Source organism: [Acidovorax] ebreus TPSY, from assembly GCF_000022305.1.
Lineage (GTDB): Bacteria > Pseudomonadota > Gammaproteobacteria > Burkholderiales > Burkholderiaceae_C > Diaphorobacter > Diaphorobacter nitroreducens.
This window is the reverse complement of the sequence record NC_011992.1, coordinates 911035-929657: the sequence shown is the minus strand read 5'-3', so window position 1 is coordinate 929657 and position 18623 is coordinate 911035. Positions and strand designations below refer to the sequence as shown.

Below are 18623 nucleotides of genomic sequence, written 5' to 3'. Positions count from 1 at the left end.
ACGCCATCCATGTCGAGCCATTCAGACACCGCCGCACAGCTCCCCGCCGATTCCGCCCAGCCGTCACCCGAGGCCACTGAGGCGCAGAACCAGGTCGTCATCGCACGACAGGCCATCCTCGACGAACAGCGCACCGTCTTTGGCTACGAACTGTTCGACCGGTCCACCGCCGCGGACGCGCACACCGCCGCCAGCGATGCGGCGCTGCTGTTCAACGCGCTGTCGTATGCGGGCTCCGAGGCGCTGGTGGGCAAGAAAACCGTCTTCATCAATTGCACGCACGACAGCCTGGCCGGCGGACACCTGGAGCTGATCCACCCTGAAAAAGTGGTGCTGGAAGTACCCACGCTCGGCGCCCAGGCCACGGCCGAGCAGATCGAGCAGTACATCCCCACGCTGCAAGCGGTGCGCACGCGCGGCTTTCGGCTGGCCTTCAGCCAGGACGTGCTGCGGCGCGCCTACAGCAGCTGGGTGCCTCTGGCCTCGTTCATCAAGCTGGACATGCAGGCCTTCAAGCCGGAGCTCGCCGAGCCGCTCGTGAAGTTCGCCCAAGCCCACTCGCAGGCCACCCTGGTGGCCGAGAAGGTAGAAACGGCCGAACAGTACCAGCGCATGGCTTCGCTGGGCGTGAAGCTGTTCCAGGGCTACTGGTTCGCACAGCCCTCGCTGGTCAAGGCGCAAACCATCCGTCCCTCGCAGGCGACCATCATCCAGCTCATCAACCTGGTGCGCCAGCAGGCCAGCACCGGAGAAATCGAGGAGCTGCTCAAGAAGGACCCCACGCTGTCCTTCAACCTGCTGCGTTTCATCAATTCCTCGGGCTTCGGCCTGTCGTGCGAGGTGACCTCGTTCCGTCACGCGGTGATGATCCTGGGCCTGAAGAAGCTGTTCCGCTGGGCGGCGCTGTTGATGACGACCTCGCGCGCCAGCGGCTCGCCGCCCGCCGTGGGCCAGACGGCCGTGGTGCGCGGCCGCCTCATGGAACTGCTGGCCGCCGAGCTGCTGCCCCCCGAGGAATGCGACAACGCCTTCGTGGTGGGGGTCTTCTCGCTGCTGGATGCGATGCTGGGCGTGCCGCTGGAGCGCGCCCTGGAAACGGTGGCCCTGCCCCAGCCGGTGCTTGACGCACTGCTGCACAACAAGGGCGTGTTCGCCCCCTTCCTGGAGCTCACCAAGGCCTGCGAAAGCGGTGACGACGAGGCTTTCGCGCGCACGGCCGAAGCGCTGCACCTGTCCAACCGCCAGGTCAACTGGGCCCACCTGCAGGCACTGGCCTGGGCCGAGAGCCTGACGGCCGACGAATAAACCCGATGTCCCCTGTGCGCGGGCCGGCCGGCGCGCGCACGGGGCAGCCGTCAGTTCAGGCGGATGTTGGCGGCGCGGATGATGCGCGCGTTGCTCTGCGACTCCGCCGCGATCTGCCGGCGAAATGCCTCGGCGCTGCCGCCCGTGGGCACGTTGTCCGAAGCCTCCAGGCGCGCCTGGATGTCAGGCAGCGCCAGCGCACGGTTGATCTCGGCATTCAAGCGCTCCAGCACCGCGGCCGGCACGCCCGCTGGCGCGAACATGCCGAACACCGAATTCAGGTTGGCCGCGGGCAGGCCCAGTTCGCCCAGCGTGGGCACGTTCGGCAGGGTGGTCAGCCGCGCGGGCGCACCCACGGCCAGCGGGTGCAGCTTGCCCGCCTTGATCTGCTGCATCACGGCCGGGCCGGCGTTGGTGGACAGCACCTCGAACTGACCCGAAAGCGCATCGTTCAGTTGTTGCCCGCCGCCCTTGTAGGGCACGTGCGTGATCTGCACGCCGCTGCCCTGCATGATGTGTTCCAGCATGATGTGGCCCAGCGATGCCAGCCCCGATGTGGCCCATCGCACCTGGCCCGGCTGCGCCTTGGCGGTCGCCAGCAGGCTGCGGAAGTCACGCTCCTTGGCGGCCTGCGTGCCCAACAACAGCACGGGCGAGTACATCACGCTGGCCACGGGCACGATGTCGCGCGTTGCGTCGTACGGCGGCGTGCCCAGGTGCGGGTTGAGCACCAGCGGGCTGATCGCCGAGAAGCCCAGCGTGTAGCCATCGGGCGCCGCCTTAGCCACCGCGTCCATGCCGATGGTGCCGCCCGCGCCGGCCTTGTTCTCCACCACCACGGGCGTGACCAGGCGTTCGGACAGTTTGTCGCCCAACGCGCGGGCGACCACGTCGCTGACGCCGCCCGCGGGATAGGCCACGACGATGCGGATGGGCTTGGCGGGCCAAGTCTGGGCCTGCGCGCCCAGGGGCAGCGCGGCAGCCAGCGCGAGGGAGGCCAGCACGCGACGGCGCACGGAATCTGTCATTGCAACTCCAGAGTTTCAAGAAAGAGCGCGATTTTTCACCCGTTTGCCGCTGTCCGCCGGCACTCCGCGCCATGCCCCTTCAACCGCGCGGATGGTGCTGCGCATGCAGCGCCTTCAGCCGCTCGCGCGCCACGTGGGTGTAGATGGTGGTGGTGGAAATGTCGGCGTGGCCCAGCAGCAGTTGCACCACGCGCAGGTCCGCACCGTGGTTCAACAGGTGCGTGGCAAAGGCATGGCGCAGCGTGTGGGGCGACAGCGGCGCGGTGATGCCTGCAGCCTGCGCGCATTTCTTGACGATGACCCAGAACATCACGCGCGACATGGCCGCGCCGCGCTGCGTGACGAACAGGTCATCCGTTTGCTGCCCGCCCAGGATGGCGCCACGCCCCTCGGCCAGGTAGCGCTGCAGCCAGCGGTGCGCCTCTTCGCCAAAGGGCACCAGCCGCTCCTTGCCGCCCTTGCCCATGACGCGCAGCACGCCTTCAGCCAGCCCCAGGTGGAAGGTTTTCAGCGTGACCAGCTCGCTCACGCGCAGGCCGCTCGCGTACATCAGCTCCAACATGGTGCGGTCGCGCAGGCCCAGCGGCGTGGCATCGTCCGGCGCATGCAACAGGGCCTCCACCTGCGCCTGCGTCAGCGTCTTGGGCACGCGCAGCGGCTGGCGCGCGGCTTGCAGGCGCACTGTGGGGTCGGCTGCGATGCGCCGCTCGCGCAATGCCCAGTGGAAGTAGCGCCGCAGCACGGTGAGGCGGCGGTTGGCCGACGTGGCGCGCGTTTGCGCGTGGCGGGCAGCGAAGTAGCCCTGCAGGTGGTGCTCGGCCGTGGCATCCAGCGCCAGCGGAGGGTTCTGCTGCGCCAGCCATTGGGCATACAGCGTGAGGTCCCGGCGGTAGGCGGCCAGCGTGTTGCGCGACAGGCCGTCCTCCAGCCACAGGGCGTCGATGAAGGGGTCTATGGCGTTCTGGCTGTCGGGCAACATGGCGAAAACCATAGCATCAAAAAAACGCCCGCGGCAGGCGGGCGTTTTTCAGAGGGCTGGGGGCGCGCTTATTCCAGCGTGAGCTTCTGCTTTTGCACCACCTGCTTGTACACGCCGAACTCGGCCTTGATCTGCTCGGCGAACTGCTCGGGCGTGTTGGCGACGATGATCGAGTCGGTGTCCTCGATGCGCTTGCGCACGGCGGCATCTTCCAGCGCCTTCTTCACGCCGCCGTTGATCTTGTCCACCACGTCCTTGGGCAGGTTCTTGGGGCCCAGGATGCCGTAGTAGGCCATGCGGTTCACCGGCTCCAGGCCCACTTCCTTGAACGTGGGCACATTGGGCAGTGCCGCCACGCGCTGCGGCGCGGACACCACGATGGGCACGAGCTTGCCGCTCTTGATGAAGGGCAGCGCCGAGGGCAGGTTGTCGAAGATGATGGGCACCTGACCCGCCACGGTGTCGTTGAGGGCCGGACCCGCGCCGCGGTAGGGAATGTGCGTGACGAAGCTGTTGGTGAGGCTCTTGTACAACTCCATCAGCAGGTGGCCGATGCCGCCTGTGCCCGAGGACGCGTACGAGTACTTGCCGGGGTTCTTCTGGATCTCCGCCAGGAAGGACTTGTAGTCCTTGGCCGGAAAGCTGGGGTGCACCGCGATGATGTTGGGCGTGGCCGCGATGTTGATGATGGGCGTGAAGTCCGTGATCGGGTTGTACGGGATCTTGGAGTTGATGGCCGGATTGGCCGCCGTGGTGGACACGGTGGCCACGCCCAGGTTGTACCCATCGGGTGCTGCGCGCGCCGTTTCCTGCGCGCCAATCACGCCGCCGCCGCCGCCCCGGTTCTCCACCACCACCGACTGGCCGAGCGCGCGCGACAGTGGGTCGGCGATCACGCGGGCGATGATGTCGGTGGTGCCGCCGGGCGCGAAGGGCACCAGCAGCTTGACGGGCTTGTTGGGGTAGCCCTGGGCGAAGGCGGTGCCCGCGGTGGCCGCCAGCGCCAAAGCCAGCAGGTTGCGACGTTGCATGCGAAATCTCCTCATCAAATTGTGTTTGGTGGAAAAAACAGGGGGTAGGCGGCGATCCTACGGTGCCATGCCGCTTTGACCACCGCGGGCGCCGCGCTGATTTGTTGGGAGTTTCCCCAATCATTCGCGCCGCCGGCCTACAGCGCCACGGTATGCTGCGCGCCGTGAGTTACGTGCAGCTTCTTCTCCCGGATTTCTCGCTGATCCTGTTCGGCTACCTGCTGTGCCGCTACACGCCCCTCAACCGCTCCGTCTGGCAGCCGGTGGAAAGCCTGGTGTATTACCTGCTGTTCCCGGTGTTGCTGTTCCAGTCCATCGTCAAGAGCCCCATCAACGTGGGCGAGGCCACCGGCCTGGTGGTGGCTGGCGTGGGCACGGGCCTGTGCGGCGTGCTGCTGGCCTACAGCCTGCCGCACCTGCCCTGGCTGGGCAGGCACATCGACCGGCGCGACCACGCGGCGGCGGCGCAGGTGGCTTTCCGCTTCAACTCCTTCATCGTGCTGGCCCTGGCCGAGCGCCTGGCGGGTGCGCAAGGCCTGCTCATGGTGGCGGTGCTGATTGGCGTGTGCGTACCGCTGCTGAACGTGGCCGCCGTGTGGCCCATGGCGCGCGGCGGCCAGCAGGGCTTCGTGCGCGAACTGCTGCGCAACCCGCTGATCATCGCCACGGCGACGGGGCTGGCGGCCAACCTGCTGGGCTTTCGCATCCCGCCGTGGCTGGAGCCCACGGTGGGTCGCATCAGCGCCGCGTCGCTGGCGCTGGGGCTCATGGCTGCAGGCGCGGGCATGCAGTTCGGGTTGCTCACACGCAGCAAGCTGCTGTCTGCGTCGGTGCTGACCATTCGCCACCTGGCACAGCCGCTGATCGCCTGGGGGTTCGCGCATCTGCTGGGGCTGGACGCCACGCAGACCTCGGTGCTGATGGCGTTCTGCGCCGTGTCCACCGCATCCACCTGCTATGTACTCGCCGCACGCATGGGCTACAACGGCGCGTATGTCGCAGGCCTGGTCACGCTGTCCACCGTGCTGGGGGTGGTGAGCCTGCCCTTCGCTCTGGGCTTGTTGCGTTGACGCTATTTAATTAATAGCTACTTGCGCTTGCCCTGCAAGCGTTGCAGGCCATTTTTATTCAGTTTTCCTGCGCCAGCGCCCAGGCCACATGCTCGCGCACCAGCGGGCTCGGGTCATCGGCGCGTGCGGCCAGCGCCGCACGAACGACAGGGTCGCGGGTCGTGCGCAACGCGTTGCCCAGCGCCACGGCGATGTTGCGCAGCCAGCGCTCATGGCCGATGCGACGGATCGGGCCGCCCTCGGTCATGCGCAGGAAGGTCTCCTCGTCCCACGTAAACAGATGCACGAGCTGCTGCCCCACCAGCCCCGCGCGCACATCGAAATCGGGCAGGCTGCTGGTCTGCGCGAACTTGTTCCACGGGCAGATGAGCTGGCAGTCGTCGCAGCCGTAGATGCGGTTGCCCATGAGCGGGCGCAACTCCAGCGGAATGGGCCCGGCGTGCTCGATGGTGAGGTAGGAGATGCAGCGGCGCGCATCCAAGCGGTACGGCGCGATGATGGCTTGCGTTGGGCAGACGTCGATACATGCCTGGCAACTGCCGCAGTGGTGGGTGACGGGCTCGGTGGGTTCGAGGGGCATGTCCACATAGATCTCGCCCAGAAAGAACATCGAGCCGGCCTCGCGGCTCAGCACCAGTGTGTGCTTGCCGCGCCAACCCTGGCCGCTGCGGCGCGCAAGCTCGGCCTCCAGTACCGGCGCCGAGTCGGTGAACACGCGGTGGCCAAACGGCCCTACTGCCTCAGCAACGCGGTCGCTGAGCTTTTGCAGCCGCGCGCGCAGCACCTTGTGGTAGTCGCGCCCCCGGGCGTAGACGGAAACCACCGCCTCGGTGGGTCGCGCCAGCCGGCCAAGTTCAATGGCCTGCCAGCCTTCGGGGGCATCCAGCGCCATCGCGCGCGGCAGGTAGTCCATGCGCGCGGTGATCACGCTCACGGTGCCGGGCACCAGTTCCGCCGGGCGGGCACGCTTCAGGCCATGCGCCGCCATGTAATGCATCTCGCCATGGAACCCTTGGGCCAGCCATTGCATCAATCCGGGCTCGGCGGAGGACAAGTCCACGCCGGCCACCTTGATTTGGGAAAATCCCAGCTCGCGGGCCCAGCCTTGTATTTGAGGAACGAGTTGACTGCTGCACACCATCAACACCCGATTGTAGAAACGCCACACTGCCTGTCGCTGCAATGGCACGACGAGGACGACACGGCGCGCTTCGCCGTGCGCCTGGCCGCGCAGCCCGGCCTGCGCAATGCCTTCATCGCCCTGCATGGCGACCTGGGCGCAGGCAAGACCACGCTCGTGCGCCACCTGCTGCGCGCCCTGGGCGTGCAGGGGCGCGTCAAGAGCCCCACCTACGCCGTGGTCGAGCCGCACCAGGCACCAGGAATGAACATCTGGCACTTCGACTTCTACCGCTTCAGCGACCCGCGCGAGTGGGAAGACGCAGGCTTTCGCGACATCTTCGCCAGCCCCGGCCTGAAGCTGGCCGAGTGGCCTGGCCATGCAGGAACCCTCATCCCGCCTGCGGATATTGCTATTCACATTGAAGCGGAGGATGATTCAGTCCGGCACGTGACGCTGCGAGCCCACACGCCCCATGGCAGCGCCATACTGCAAGGACTGGACACCCCATGAGCGATGCCCGCCGCCCTTCCCCCCTTCACAGCCGCCGCACCCTGCTGCGCGCGGGTAGCCTGGTACTGCTGCTGGGCACGCAGCAGATCGCACGCGGCGCCACCATCGTCGCGGTGCGTGTCTGGCCCGCGCCCGACTATTCACGGGTGACCATCGAATCGGACCGCGCGCTCACGGCCCGCCAGACCTTCGTGGACACGCCGCCGCGCCTGGCGGTGGACATCGAGGGCATCGACCTCAACCCCTCGCTGCGCGAACTGGTCGCCAAGGTGCGCGCAGACGACCCCAACATCGCCGGCATCCGCGTGGGCCAGAACGCGCCCGGCGTGGTGCGCCTGGTGGTGGACCTGAAGCAGGCGGCGCGGCCGCAGGTCTTCACGCTGCAGCCCGTGGCCGCGTACCAGCACCGGCTGGTGTTCGACCTGTATCCCGCGCAGCCGCCCGACCCGCTGGAGGCACTGATCGCCGAGCGGCTGCGCGACGCCACCGCGCCGCTGCCCGGCAGCGCAATAGGTACAGGGCGCGCCATGGCGGCTCCCCCATTGACGGACCCGCTGGGTGACCTGATTGCACGGCATTCCGCACCGCAGGCCATGCCCCCTGCCCTGCCCGTGCCGGGCACGGCGGTGGCAACCGCACCCGTGGCGCCGGCACCCGCCGCCCCGGCGCGCCCTGCCGCACCCGCCACCCCGCCTACGACGGCCCGCGCGGCGTATTCCACCGACCGCCTCATCATCATCGCGCTGGACCCCGGCCACGGCGGCGAAGACCCGGGCGCCATCGGCCCGCGCGGCACGCGCGAAAAGGACGTGGTGCTGAAAGTGGCGCACCTGCTGCGCGACCGCATCAATGCCACGCAGGTGGGCGGCAATCCCATGCGCGCCTTTCTCACGCGCGACGGTGACTTCTTCGTCCCGCTAGCGGCGCGCGTCGACAAGGCGCGGCGCGTGCAGGCAGACCTGTTCGTGTCCATCCACGCCGACGCCTTCACCACCCCGTCGGCACGCGGCGCCAGCGTGTTCGCGCTGAGCCAGGGCGGCGCGTCCAGCTCGGCCGCGCGCTGGCTGGCCAACAAGGAGAACGAGGCCGACCTGATCGGCGGCGTGAACCTGGGCGCCCAGCAGGACCGCCATGTGCAGCGCGCGCTGCTGGACATGAGCACCACGGCGCAGATCAACGACAGCCTGAAGCTCGGCAGCGTGCTGCTGGGCGAGATCGGCAGCATGGCCAAACTGCACAAGCCGCGCGTGGAGCAGGCGGGCTTTGCCGTGCTCAAGGCGCCCGACATTCCCAGCGTGCTGGTGGAGACGGCCTTCATCAGCAACCCCGAGGAAGAGTCCAAGCTGCGGTCCGCCGCGTATCAAGAGCAATTGGCCGACGCGCTGATGCGCGGCATCGTCCGATACTTCGCGAAAAACCCGCCGCTGGCGCGCAGCCGCACCGTCTGAGCAGCGCGGCCGTGACCGCCATGGCACTGCCCCACGCCCAGTCCTGCGAAGTCGTCAGCCTCCGGCCCCTGGCGCCACGCCTGCACGACACCCCCACCTGCGCCCTCATCAAGGCCGGCCAGCTGGAAGTGATCCGCGTGGTGCTGCCCGCCGGTAAAGAGCAGCACCAGCACGACGCACCGGGTGAGGTCACGCTGCTGTGCCTGGAGGGCGAGGTGCTTTTCCAGGCCGGCGCGCAGTCGCATACCCTGCGCGAGGGCGACTTCCTGCACCTGGTGCCGCGCATTCCGCATGTGCTGCGGGCGCTGCAGGACGCCTCGCTGCTGGTGACGATCTGTCTCGTGCCGGGTTAGGGCCGAGGGCCGCCGCGTCCTACACGCGCCGGCAAGACGGGCCTACACCGGCGCGGGGCCGACGGAGTGACAGTTGAGTCACGGCCCCACACCGGGGTCTGTTGACCATAAGGAGCCACCATGCAATACCGCCACCTTCTCTCCGCCGCCGCCTGCGCAGCCGCCCTGGGCCTGGTGGGCTGCTCGTCCAATCCCACCAACGCCCAGATCGGCACCGGTGTCGGCGCCGTGGCTGGCGGCGCCCTCGGTAGCGCCGTGGGCGGCACGGCCGCCACCATTGGCGGCGCCGCTGCCGGCGCGCTGATCGGCCACGAACTGGGTGAAGACCGGGACCGCGATCGCCGCCGTTGACGGCCCGCCTGAGAGCCTCACCATGCAGAACGCCACCCCTCTCGCGAGGCGGTGGCGTTTTATATGGAATATGGCCCTAACGCGCTTCTAGCAAGCGCGAATAGCTATCTATTCAATAGCAACCGCAGTTCCCTGTGCCTTGCGCCCGGCGCGCCATGCGCCAAAGATGGCAATCAGGCCGGGGATGAAGATCATGGCCCAGATGATCTTGTCCAGATGCCGCTGCACCCAGGCCATGTTCCCAAAGAAGTACCCCGCCGTGCAGATGCCCACGACCCACAGTACCGCACCACCGACGTTGTAGGCCGTGAACTTGCCCCGCCCCATGGCCGCCACGCCGCCCACGAAGGGAGCGAACGTGCGGATGAAGGGCATGAAGCGCGCCAGCACGATGGTGATGCCGCCATAGCGCTCATAGAACGCATGGGCCTGGTCGAAGGCCTTCTTGTTGAACCAGCGCGAGCTTTCCCACTGGAATACCTTGGGTCCGAAATAGCGCCCGATGCTGTAGTTGCACTGGTCGCCCAGGATCGCCGCAGCCAGCAGAACCGCGCAGGCCAGCGGGAAGTTCATCAACCCTGCACCGCTGAGCGCCCCCACCACGAACAGCAGCGAGTCACCCGGCAGAAAGGGCATGACCACCACGCCCGTCTCCACGAACACGATGATGAACAGCAGCGCGTACACCCAGGGGCCATAGCTGGCCACGAAGGCGGCGAGATGCTTGTCCACATGCAGGATGAAATCGATCAGGAACGCAAAGACTTCCAAAACACAAACCTCCCGTTGGCGAAGTGCGCCGTAATGTACCCGCGCCCCCAATGCCCCTGGTTGCACCACACCACCATTGGCAATTGCTCACACTTGTTGGCAATTGGCAAACAAACCGCGGGGCACACTTCACACGGCCGCGCCATAGTGCACCCACGGCGTGCGCACCGCGCCCCACCTCATTACAAGACCATTTCCCCGAAAGGAACCGCCATGACCGTCCTCCGCCACAGCCGCCTGATCGCCACTGCCGCACTGCTCACGGGCGCCCTTGCACTGGGCGGCTGCGCCCACCGGCCCAGCAACGCACAGATCGGCACGGGCGTCGGCGCCGTGGCCGGCGGCCTGGTGGGCAGCGCGGTGTTCGGCTCCACGCTGGGTACCGTGGGCGGCGCCGCCGCCGGCGCGCTGATCGGCAACGAGGTCGGCCGCAACAACGACCGCGGCTACCGCCACCGCCACTGACCCTCACAGCACCCGCGGTCGCATCGCCACCTAAAATCCCCGCGTGACCGCACAGCCTTCCGACACCGCCCTCGCCCCCGCGCCCCGGCGCCCCATTCGCGACCTGCCCGACGAGCTCATCAGCCAGATCGCCGCGGGCGAAGTGGTGGAGCGCCCCGCCTCTGCCGTGCGCGAGCTGGTGGACAACGCCCTGGATGCGGGCGCCACCCAGATCACCGTGCGCCTGCTGGCGGGCGGCGTGCGCCTGATCGCCGTGGAGGACGACGGCAGCGGCATCCCGCAGGATGAGCTGCCGGTGGCCCTGCGCAGCCACGCCACGAGCAAGATCACCAACCTGCACGACCTGGAATCGGTCGCCACCATGGGTTTTCGCGGCGAGGCGCTGGCCGCCATCGCGTCGGTGTCCGAGATGGCGCTGCTGTCGCGCACCGCGCAGCAGGCCAGCGCCTTTCTGCTGGATGCGCGCAGCGGCGAACTGCGCCCCGCGGCACGCAGCCGTGGCACGACCGTGGAGGTCAAGGAGTTGTTCTTCTCCACGCCCGCGCGGCGCAAATTCCTCAAGACCGACGCGACCGAGCTCGCCCACTGCATCGAGGCCGTACGCCGCCATGCGCTGGCGCGGCCCGATGTGGGCTTTGCCATCTGGCACGAAGGCAAGCTGGTGGAGCAGTGGCGCGCCACACTGGCTCCCGCTGCCACTGCGGACGAGGGCGAACGCCAGCAGGCCCTGCAGCAGCGCCTGAGCGACGTGCTGGGCGAGGACTTCATTCGCGACTCCGTACCTGTGCACCTGCGCCTGGGCGCGGTCACGGTGACGGGCCGCGCCGGGCTGCCCGACGCGGCCCGTTCGCGTGCAGACCAGCAGTTCTGCTACGTGAACGGCCGCTTCGTGCGCGACAAGGTGCTCACGCATGCTGCGCGCAGCGCCTACGAGGACGTGCTGCACGGCCACAAGCAGCCGGTGTACGCACTGTACATACAGATCGACCCGCAGCGTGTGGACGTGAACGTGCACCCGACCAAGATCGAGGTGCGCTTTCGCGACAGCCGCGAGGTGCACCAGGCCGTGCGCCACGCGGTGGAGAACGCTCTGGCGGCGCCGCGCGCGCAGGCGCTGGCGGCTGCCGCCGCTTCAACTTCTGTAGCGCCTGCCGCTCCATCCGTGGGCGATTCAGATAGAAACCCGGCTCATCCCCCCTATTGGCAAGCGCAATCAGCTATCAAATTTGAAGAGCGCGCAGGCCACAAGGTCTCTGACCTGCAAGCTCTATGGGGCACATCCACGGCTGCGCCACCGCCCGGTATGCCGGCAACCACCGCCATGGCACCGGTCGCTCCAGGCGCGCCCACGGCGCCGTCCTTCTCGCCCGCCAGCGCGGCTCCATTGGCTGCCGTCGACATGGCGACTGCGCACGTCGAGGATGGACACACCTGGCCGCTGGGCCGCGCCTTGGCGCAGGTCCATGGCGTGTATATCCTGGCCGAAAGCGCGCAGGGCTTGGTGGTGGTGGACATGCATGCGGCGCACGAACGCATCGTGTACGAGCGGCTCAAGGCCCAGGTGGACCAAGGTGCACGCATCGCCAGCCAGCCACTGCTCATCCCCGCCACCTTTGCCGCCACCCCCGAAGAGGTGGCGACCGCCGAGGCGCATGCCGACACGTTGGCCCGGCTGGGACTGGAGGTCGTGCCGTTCTCGCCGCGCACCCTGGCCGTGCGCGCCGTGCCCACCACGCTGGCCCAGGGCAACCCCGTGGAGCTGGCGCGCAGCGTGCTGGCTGAGCTGGCCACCCATGACGCCAGCACCGTGGTGCAGCGCGCGCAGAGCGAGATCCTTGCCACCATGGCCTGCCATGGCGCCGTGCGGGCCAATCGCCGGCTGACGCTGGACGAGATGAACGCCCTGCTGCGCCAGATGGAAGTCACCGATCGCTCCGACCAGTGCAACCACGGCCGCCCCACCTGGCGCCAGCTCAGCATGAAAGAGCTGGACGCGCTGTTCCTGCGCGGGCGCTGAGCGCATCCACACACCCTCTCACGCCGCTACCACCCAGCGGCATTCCCTTCTCCCCCGACTGCCTTGCACTGCCAGCGCTGCTTTGGCGGTGCCCAGGGCGGCGCAGCCGTGCCCCAGGTCAAACCGTTGCGCAATCCCGCGCAACAGGGCATTCGCCACTGACTTCGCACCAAAAGCGCGCAAGAAAACGCACCAGCAACGCGCGACAACCCCGAAAACCTGTCCCATTGCGAGGCATCAAATCCAAAATGGTGCATAACCACATGTCTTTTTGACATAATTCGATGCTGCATTGCCGCATCGCTAAATTTCCCTTGAGCAGAAAGTCCTTATGAAGCACCAATCCGTGGGCCATTTCCTTGAACAGGTTGCACAGCGCAACCCCGGCCAGCCTGAATACCTGCAAGCCGTGACCGAGGTCATGGAAAGCCTGTGGCCGTTCATCGAAAAGAACCCGCGCTATGCCGAGCAAGGCCTGCTGGAGCGCCTGGTGGAGCCCGAGCGGGTGGTGATGTTCCGCGTGTCCTGGTTCGACGATCACGGCAATGTGCATATCAACCGCGGCTATCGCATCCAGCACAGCATGGCGATCGGCCCTTACAAGGGCGGCCTGCGCTTTCACCCCTCGGTCAACCTGTCGGTGCTGAAGTTCCTGGCCTTCGAGCAGACCTTCAAGAACGCGCTGACCACGCTGCCCATGGGCGGCGGCAAGGGTGGCTCGGACTTCGACCCCAAGGGCAAGAGCCCGGCCGAAGTCATGCGCTTTTGCCAGGCCTTCGTGACGGAGCTGTTCCGCCACGTGGGTCCCGACACCGACGTGCCCGCGGGTGATATCGGGGTGGGCGGCCGTGAGGTCGGTTTCATGGCGGGCATGTACAAGAAGCTGGCCAACAACGCCGCCAGCGTGTTCACGGGCAAGGGCCTGGCCTTCGGCGGCTCGCTGATCCGCCCCGAGGCCACCGGCTACGGCACGGTGTACTTCGCCGACGAGATGCTCAAGACCCGCGGCCGCAGCTTCGACGGCCTGCGCGTGTCCGTGTCCGGCTCGGGCAACGTGGCCCAGTACGCCGTGGAAAAGGCCATGCAACTCGGCGCCAAGGTCATCACCGTGTCGGACTCCAGCGGCACCATCATCGACGAAGACGGCTTCACCCCCGAGAAGCTGGCCATCCTGATGGACGTAAAGAACCACCATTACGGCCGCGTGAGCGACTACGCCGCCCGCACCGGTGTGAAGTTCGAAGCCGGCGTGCGTCCCTGGCATGTCAAGGTGGACGTGGCTCTGCCCTGCGCTACGCAGAACGAACTGGACGAGAACGACGCCAACACCCTCATCAAGAACGGCGTGCTGTGCGTGGCTGAAGGCGCCAACATGCCTTCGACCAACGAGGCAGCCAAGCTGTTCGAGCAGGCGGGCGTGCTGTACGCACCGGGCAAGGCCAGCAACGCCGGTGGCGTGGCCACCTCGGGCCTGGAAATGAGCCAGAACGCGATGCGTCTGTCGTGGACCCGCGACGAAGTGGATGCGCGCCTGCTCCAGATCATGCAGGGCATCCACGCCGCCTGCCTGCAATACGGCAAGCGCGCCGATGGCAGCGTGAGCTACATCAACGGTGCCAACGTGGCTGGCTTCGTGAAGGTGGCCGACGCCATGCTGGCGCAAGGCGTGGTCTGATACTCCTGCGCAGGCCCCGCGCCTGCGGCACACCGCGCAAGCCGGCCCCTGGGCCGGCTTTTTTTTAGCGCTTGGCCGTCAGCAACAAGCCGCCTGCTCCCATGAAGAAGCCACCTGTGGCACGGTTCAGCCGCACCACGCCGCGCTGCGTGCGAATCACGCGGCGGATCTGCCGCCCGCACGTGGCATACACCGCTGTGGCCACGAATTCCGCCATCAGGTAGATGCTGCCCAGCACCAAGAACTGCCGCGCCGCGGGCTGTGCCGGATCGATGAACTGCGGGAAGATGGCCGCAAAGAGGATGATGGCCTTGGGGTTGGTGATGCCCAGCAGGAACTCCTGTGCCATCAGGGCGCGCACCGAGGCGCGCGCGGGTGCGGGTGCCTCATCTCCTTCGACCAGCGCCGCGCCACCGAACTCCCGGCTGCGCCATGCGCGCCAGCCAATCCAGAACAGATAAACGGCGCCGGCCCATTTGACGGCCGTGAATGCGGCCTCCGAAGCCAGCAGCATGGCCCCCAATCCCACGGCCGAGACACTGAGGAAAATGGCGAATGCGGCCACCCGCCCCACGGTCGCGATCAGCGCGGCCGCGACACCGGCGCGGATGCCGTTGTTGAGCCCGCAGAAATTGTTGGGGCCGGGCGTGAGCGCAATGGCAACGGCGGCGGGGGCAAACAGCAGGGCTTCCACGACAACTCCTTGCGCCAGCAGGCGCGGAAAAAGGTGCGCCAGTTTATTCCGGCAGTACCACCCGGTGGCGCCAGGGCAGATCGCCCAACGCATCGTAATGCGCCACCACCAACACGCGCCCAGCGGTGCGGGGTGCACTTGCCTCCCGCTGCAGCGCCTGCAGCAGGTAGGCAATGGACGCCTTGTCCAGGCCGGCCAGCGGCTCATCCAGCAATGTCAGTGGGGCGCCGCTGGCCAGTTCACCGGCCATCAGCACCTTGCGCTGGCTGCCTGCGGAAAGCTGGTGCATGGCCTTGTGCAAATGCCCGGCAATGCCCCAGCCCACGACGTGGGCGTGCCAGTCCTCCTCGGACCAGCGCGCATGGACCGTGCGCAGCCCGGCGGCCCAGTCCCGCGCCGTCATCGCCTGCGGCCACGGCGCGCGCGGGTCGCGCCAAAAGACCTGTGCCCGGTATTGCGCAGGATTCTGCGTCGCGCTCGTGCCATGCAGCAGCATCCGCCCGGCCTGCGGCGCCCACTCTCCGGCCATCAGGCGCAACAGGCTGGTCTTGCCCGCCCCGTCCCCACCCTGCACCAGCACCAGGCCTGCGGGAAAATCCGCGCTCCAATGCTGGAACAAGGGCCGTTGCGCAAAGCCGAAGCAGATCCCGTCGGCCCGCAACGCGGGCGGGGATGCAATAGGCTCGGGGCACTTCAGCATGATTTCTCCTGAAGAAACAGCGCCCGCATCACAGGGCTGGGTTGTCGCATGACTTTGCATTTTCTGGATTTTGACTACAGCGAGGATGAGGAAGGCACGGCCACCTGGGATGCCGTGGCCAGCGTGCCCACGGATCGCCTGCCCGAGCTGCTAGCGGAGATTACAGCGCTGCTGGACTGGGCGCACACCGAGTTCGGCGCTCTGCGCGGCCCGGTCGAGACGGGAGGACTGTGGGACTACGACCTGCATTGCGAGCGCGACGGGTTGCCCTTGCTGGCGCTGGGGTTCGACATCCACGAACGGCAAATTCATCCACGACCACAATCCCAGCCCCAGGCGTGGGTGACCTTGACGCTGACCCTCAGTGGTGGCCCGGCCTTTGCAGCGGCGTTCGTGGACCGCTTCGGCGCCGCGTAACCCAGCGACTCTTCCGCCCTACACTGGCGCATGGCAAGGTCCACCAACGCTCAGAAAAAACCCCAGGACATGCGCCACCTGATGAGGGAACTGGCGCCGTTCCTGCGTCCCTATCGGATACACCTCGCTGGCGCGATGGCGTTTCTGCTGCTCGCCGCCTTGGCAACGCTGGCCTTTCCCACGGCCCTGCGTCAATTGATCGATGGTGCGATTAGCGCTGCCACCCCGGGGGGAAAGGGCGTCGGCGCACCGGCCTTGCGCACGCACTTTGCAGTGCTGTTCGCGGTCGCCGTGGCACTTGGATTGGCGTCGGCCGCACGCTACTACCTCATGAGCTGGCTGGGCGAACGCGTCACGGCAGATCTGCGCAACGCCGTCTACGCACACGTGCTGCGGCAGAGCCCGGAGTTCTTTGAAACCACGCAAACGGGGGAAGTGCTGTCGCGCCTCACGGCCGACACGACACTGGTGCAGACCGTCGTGGGCTCATCGCTGTCCATGGGGCTGCGCAATGCCGTGCTGGGCGCCGGGGCGCTGGGCATGCTGATCTGGAGCACACCCTACGTGATGGCGCTCGCCTTCGGGGCCATCGTCGCCATCGTGCTGCCGTCGATGTGGATCGGACGGCGTGTACGGCGTCTGTCACGCGCAAGCCAGGACCGCGTGGCAGATGCCAGCGCCATCGCCGCAGAGGTGTTGGGCGCCATTCCCGTGGTGCAAAGCTACACGGCTGAAGCACGCGAAGCCGCCCGCTTCGCGGCGGCTACGGAGAGTGCGCTGCGTGCAGCCCTGCGCCGCAGCGGCGCCCGTGCAGCGCTGATGGCCTTCATCATCATTGCCAGCGCCGCGCTGTTGCTGTGGGGGTTGTATCTCGGAGCCCAGGCGGTCCTTGCAGGGACGCTCTCGGCCGGGCAACTGGGGCAGACCATTCTCTATGCGATGTTTCTCGCGGGTGCCGTAGCCGTGCTGGGCGAGGTCTATGGCGACCTGTTGCGCGCCGCGGGTGCGATGGAGCGGCTGATGGAACTGCTCGCAACACGCCCCACGCTTGCCGCACCATCCCGGCCCGCCATGCCGCGGGCCACAGACCTTTCGATCGAGTTCACGGGCGTAGGCTTCTCCTATCCCTCGCGCCCCGTGCCACCCGCGCTGCGCCACTTCGACCTGCGCCTGCTGCCAGGAGAAACCGTTGCGTTGGTGGGCAGCAGCGGCGCCGGCAAGTCCACCGTCTTTCAATTGCTGCAACGCTTCTACGACGTGAGCGAGGGCCGCATCACGTTGGGTGGCGTGGATTTGCGCGACATGGACCCGCAGGTGCTGCGAAGCCACATTGGCGTGGTTCCGCAAGACGCCGAGATTTTTTCCGCATCGGCCCTGGACAATATCCGCTATGGCGATCCGCAGGCGAGCCGGCACGCGGTGGAAGCAGCGGCACGCGCCGCATTTGCCCATGAATTCATCGACGCGCTGCCGCAGGGGTACGACACCTTTCTCGGCGAGCATGGCGTGCGCCTCTCAGGAGGCCAACGCCAGCGCATTGCCATAGCCCGCGCGCTGCTGAAGAACGCCCCCGTACTGCTCCTGGACGAGGCCACAAGCGCCCTGGACGCGCACAGCGAGCGTGCCGTGCAGCTTGCGCTGGACACCGCGCTTCGCCAGCATTCCCGCCAACGTATTACCCTGGTCATCGCCCACCGGCTGGCCACCGTCCAGCATGCGGACCGCATTGTGGTCATGGACCATGGAAGCATGGTCGAGCAGGGGCGGCACGAGGACTTGCTGCATCAGGGCGGCGTCTATGCCCGCTTGGCAGCGCTGCAGTTCTCGCGTTGAAGGGTCATTGGGGGCGGCGCCGACGCGCTAGAGCCAGCCAAAGCCAGAACCCTAGTGCAGAGGCTCTTTCGCTGCCTGCGGCAACGCCAGCGGCAGCACTGCAATGCCCTCATCCAGCAGCTCGGCGGTTTCCTGGGGCGTCGCTTGGCCGCGTATGCCGCGCTCTTCCGTCTCGCCGTAGTGCATGCGGCGTGCCTCGGATGCGAAGCGGTCTCCCACGTCCTCGGTCTGCGCCATGACCCGGCGCGCCATGGCAAGCCATGCGGCCTGAAAGGCAGCGGATACCCCCTCTGGCGGAACGGGAGCGGGAGCCGTCGCAGCGGCTTCCCGCGATGTGGAGGCCCCGGTGCTCAGGTTCAACCGGGGAGCGCTCACCCCCTTGCGCACCTGCGAGTCTCCGCACATCGGACACTGCACCAGGCCACGGGCCTGCTGGCTGTGAAAGTCCCCCTCACTCGCAAACCAGCCTTCAAACGTGTGGTCGAGCGAACACAGCAGGTCGAGTACCTTCAAGGCCAACCCTCATCAGTCCTCGGCCGCGCTGCGGTCGCGGCGACGCATCAGGTAGCGGTAGACGAACCCCGGAAATGCCAGCGTCACGAACAACGCCCCGGTGACCGCGTAGAACTCCCAGCCCTGGGGCGCAATCTGCCCCGCCCGTTTTTCGAGCGCCAACGCCAGACCACCGACCAGGAAGTACAGCAACACCAATTCCAGCGCGCGGACGAAGAAGGGTTTGCCTTCCCGGGCGCGCGCGCCGACGACCAGCCACCGGTCATTGATGAAAGGGAGATTGGCCGCCACAAGGGCGGCCAAAATTACCAGCCAGATGGCCCCCGTCTGGGTCATGGCA

20 protein-coding genes are annotated in these 18623 nt (G+C 67.4%); 11 read left to right on the top strand and 9 right to left on the bottom strand.

What is annotated here, in order from left to right; translation table 11 throughout:
• Nucleotides 1-9: 9 nt before the first annotated feature.
• Entirely contained in the window at nucleotides 10-1305 is a 1296-nt protein-coding gene (locus DTPSY_RS04500; RefSeq protein ID WP_015912637.1) for an EAL and HDOD domain-containing protein, read from the top strand.
• Nucleotides 1306-1355: 50 nt separating this feature from the next.
• Here DTPSY_RS04500 and DTPSY_RS04495 read toward each other — a convergent pair whose 3' ends face one another.
• The 3 genes from DTPSY_RS04495 to DTPSY_RS04485 form a co-directional block, all read right to left on the bottom strand.
• Nucleotides 1356-2333, bottom strand: coding sequence for a Bug family tripartite tricarboxylate transporter substrate binding protein (locus tag DTPSY_RS04495; RefSeq protein WP_015912636.1), 978 nt, complete (start codon nucleotides 2331-2333; stop codon nucleotides 1356-1358).
• Between the two features lie 79 nt (nucleotides 2334-2412).
• On the bottom strand, nucleotides 2413-3312 hold the full coding sequence (xerD, locus tag DTPSY_RS04490; protein WP_041836206.1) for a site-specific tyrosine recombinase XerD: 900 nt from the start codon (nucleotides 3310-3312) through the stop codon (nucleotides 2413-2415).
• A gap of 68 nt (nucleotides 3313-3380) precedes the next feature.
• Nucleotides 3381-4343, bottom strand: a complete 963-nt coding sequence (locus DTPSY_RS04485) for a tripartite tricarboxylate transporter substrate binding protein BugE (protein ID WP_011804427.1) — start codon at nucleotides 4341-4343, stop codon at nucleotides 3381-3383.
• A gap of 152 nt (nucleotides 4344-4495) precedes the next feature.
• Between DTPSY_RS04485 and DTPSY_RS04480 the strand changes: the two genes are divergently transcribed.
• On the top strand, nucleotides 4496-5413 hold the full coding sequence (locus tag DTPSY_RS04480; RefSeq protein WP_015912635.1) for an AEC family transporter: 918 nt from the start codon (nucleotides 4496-4498) through the stop codon (nucleotides 5411-5413).
• A gap of 58 nt (nucleotides 5414-5471) precedes the next feature.
• On the opposite strand, the gene queG is transcribed toward DTPSY_RS04480, so the two are convergent.
• Nucleotides 5472-6524 carry a tRNA epoxyqueuosine(34) reductase QueG gene (gene queG / locus DTPSY_RS04475; protein WP_148215404.1) on the bottom strand — a complete coding sequence of 351 codons (1053 nt, stop codon included), beginning with the start codon at nucleotides 6522-6524 and terminating at the stop codon, nucleotides 5472-5474.
• 12 nt (nucleotides 6525-6536) lie between these two features.
• Between queG and tsaE the strand changes: the two genes are divergently transcribed.
• The 4 genes from tsaE to DTPSY_RS04455 all read left to right on the top strand — a co-directional run bounded on the left by tsaE (nucleotide 6537) and on the right by DTPSY_RS04455 (nucleotide 9198).
• Nucleotides 6537-7046: a tRNA (adenosine(37)-N6)-threonylcarbamoyltransferase complex ATPase subunit type 1 TsaE gene (gene tsaE, locus DTPSY_RS04470; protein ID WP_015912633.1), complete on the top strand. Its 510-nt coding sequence runs from the start codon at nucleotides 6537-6539 to the stop codon at nucleotides 7044-7046.
• Nucleotides 7043-8494 carry an N-acetylmuramoyl-L-alanine amidase gene (locus DTPSY_RS04465; RefSeq protein WP_015912632.1) on the top strand — a complete coding sequence of 484 codons (1452 nt, stop codon included), beginning with the start codon at nucleotides 7043-7045 and terminating at the stop codon, nucleotides 8492-8494. The genes tsaE and DTPSY_RS04465 overlap by 4 nt, the downstream gene beginning before the upstream one ends.
• A 20-nt stretch (nucleotides 8495-8514) precedes the next feature.
• Nucleotides 8515-8847: a cupin domain-containing protein gene (locus tag DTPSY_RS04460; RefSeq protein WP_015912631.1), complete on the top strand. Its 333-nt coding sequence runs from the start codon at nucleotides 8515-8517 to the stop codon at nucleotides 8845-8847.
• Nucleotides 8848-8967: 120 nt separating this feature from the next.
• The gene (locus DTPSY_RS04455; protein WP_015912630.1) at nucleotides 8968-9198 is read left to right on the top strand and encodes a YMGG-like glycine zipper-containing protein; all 231 of its coding nucleotides are present in this window, start codon (nucleotides 8968-8970) and stop codon (nucleotides 9196-9198) included.
• Between the two features lie 108 nt (nucleotides 9199-9306).
• Here the strand turns inward: DTPSY_RS04455 and DTPSY_RS04450 are convergent, their stop codons facing one another.
• The gene (locus DTPSY_RS04450) at nucleotides 9307-9969 is read right to left on the bottom strand and encodes a DedA family protein (RefSeq protein WP_015912629.1); all 663 of its coding nucleotides are present in this window, start codon (nucleotides 9967-9969) and stop codon (nucleotides 9307-9309) included.
• A gap of 213 nt (nucleotides 9970-10182) precedes the next feature.
• Here DTPSY_RS04450 and DTPSY_RS04445 point away from each other — a divergent pair, with 213 nt between their 5' ends.
• The 3 genes from DTPSY_RS04445 to gdhA all read left to right on the top strand — a co-directional run bounded on the left by DTPSY_RS04445 (nucleotide 10183) and on the right by gdhA (nucleotide 14126).
• Nucleotides 10183-10434 (top strand): YMGG-like glycine zipper-containing protein, encoded by a 252-nt coding sequence (locus tag DTPSY_RS04445; RefSeq protein WP_011804420.1) that lies wholly within the window; start codon nucleotides 10183-10185, stop codon nucleotides 10432-10434.
• Between the two features lie 43 nt (nucleotides 10435-10477).
• Nucleotides 10478-12451, top strand: a complete 1974-nt coding sequence (mutL, locus tag DTPSY_RS04440; RefSeq protein WP_015912628.1) for a DNA mismatch repair endonuclease MutL — start codon at nucleotides 10478-10480, stop codon at nucleotides 12449-12451.
• Nucleotides 12452-12782: 331 nt separating this feature from the next.
• Complete coding sequence (gene gdhA / locus DTPSY_RS04435; protein WP_015912627.1) at nucleotides 12783-14126, top strand: NADP-specific glutamate dehydrogenase; 1344 nt, start codon at nucleotides 12783-12785, stop codon at nucleotides 14124-14126.
• A gap of 64 nt (nucleotides 14127-14190) precedes the next feature.
• Here the strand turns inward: gdhA and DTPSY_RS04430 are convergent, their stop codons facing one another.
• Both DTPSY_RS04430 and DTPSY_RS04425 read right to left on the bottom strand, forming a co-directional pair.
• The gene (locus tag DTPSY_RS04430) at nucleotides 14191-14820 is read right to left on the bottom strand and encodes a LysE family translocator (protein ID WP_015912626.1); all 630 of its coding nucleotides are present in this window, start codon (nucleotides 14818-14820) and stop codon (nucleotides 14191-14193) included.
• 43 nt (nucleotides 14821-14863) lie between these two features.
• On the bottom strand, nucleotides 14864-15520 hold the full coding sequence (locus tag DTPSY_RS04425) for an ABC transporter ATP-binding protein (RefSeq protein WP_015912625.1): 657 nt from the start codon (nucleotides 15518-15520) through the stop codon (nucleotides 14864-14866).
• Nucleotides 15521-15568: 48 nt separating this feature from the next.
• On the opposite strand from DTPSY_RS04425, the gene DTPSY_RS04420 reads away from it, so the two are divergent.
• Both DTPSY_RS04420 and DTPSY_RS04415 read left to right on the top strand, forming a co-directional pair.
• Nucleotides 15569-15937: a hypothetical protein gene (locus DTPSY_RS04420; protein WP_015912624.1), complete on the top strand. Its 369-nt coding sequence runs from the start codon at nucleotides 15569-15571 to the stop codon at nucleotides 15935-15937.
• A 30-nt stretch (nucleotides 15938-15967) separates the two neighbouring features.
• Nucleotides 15968-17770: an ABC transporter transmembrane domain-containing protein gene (locus DTPSY_RS04415; RefSeq protein WP_015912623.1), complete on the top strand. Its 1803-nt coding sequence runs from the start codon at nucleotides 15968-15970 to the stop codon at nucleotides 17768-17770.
• Nucleotides 17771-17821: 51 nt separating this feature from the next.
• Here DTPSY_RS04415 and DTPSY_RS04410 read toward each other — a convergent pair whose 3' ends face one another.
• Both DTPSY_RS04410 and DTPSY_RS04405 read right to left on the bottom strand, forming a co-directional pair.
• The gene (locus DTPSY_RS04410; RefSeq protein WP_041838795.1) at nucleotides 17822-18283 is read right to left on the bottom strand and encodes a DUF1178 family protein; all 462 of its coding nucleotides are present in this window, start codon (nucleotides 18281-18283) and stop codon (nucleotides 17822-17824) included.
• 12 nt (nucleotides 18284-18295) lie between these two features.
• Nucleotides 18296-18619 carry a DUF2818 family protein gene (locus tag DTPSY_RS04405; RefSeq protein ID WP_015912621.1) on the bottom strand — a complete coding sequence of 108 codons (324 nt, stop codon included), beginning with the start codon at nucleotides 18617-18619 and terminating at the stop codon, nucleotides 18296-18298.
• Nucleotides 18620-18623 lie beyond the last annotated feature (4 nt).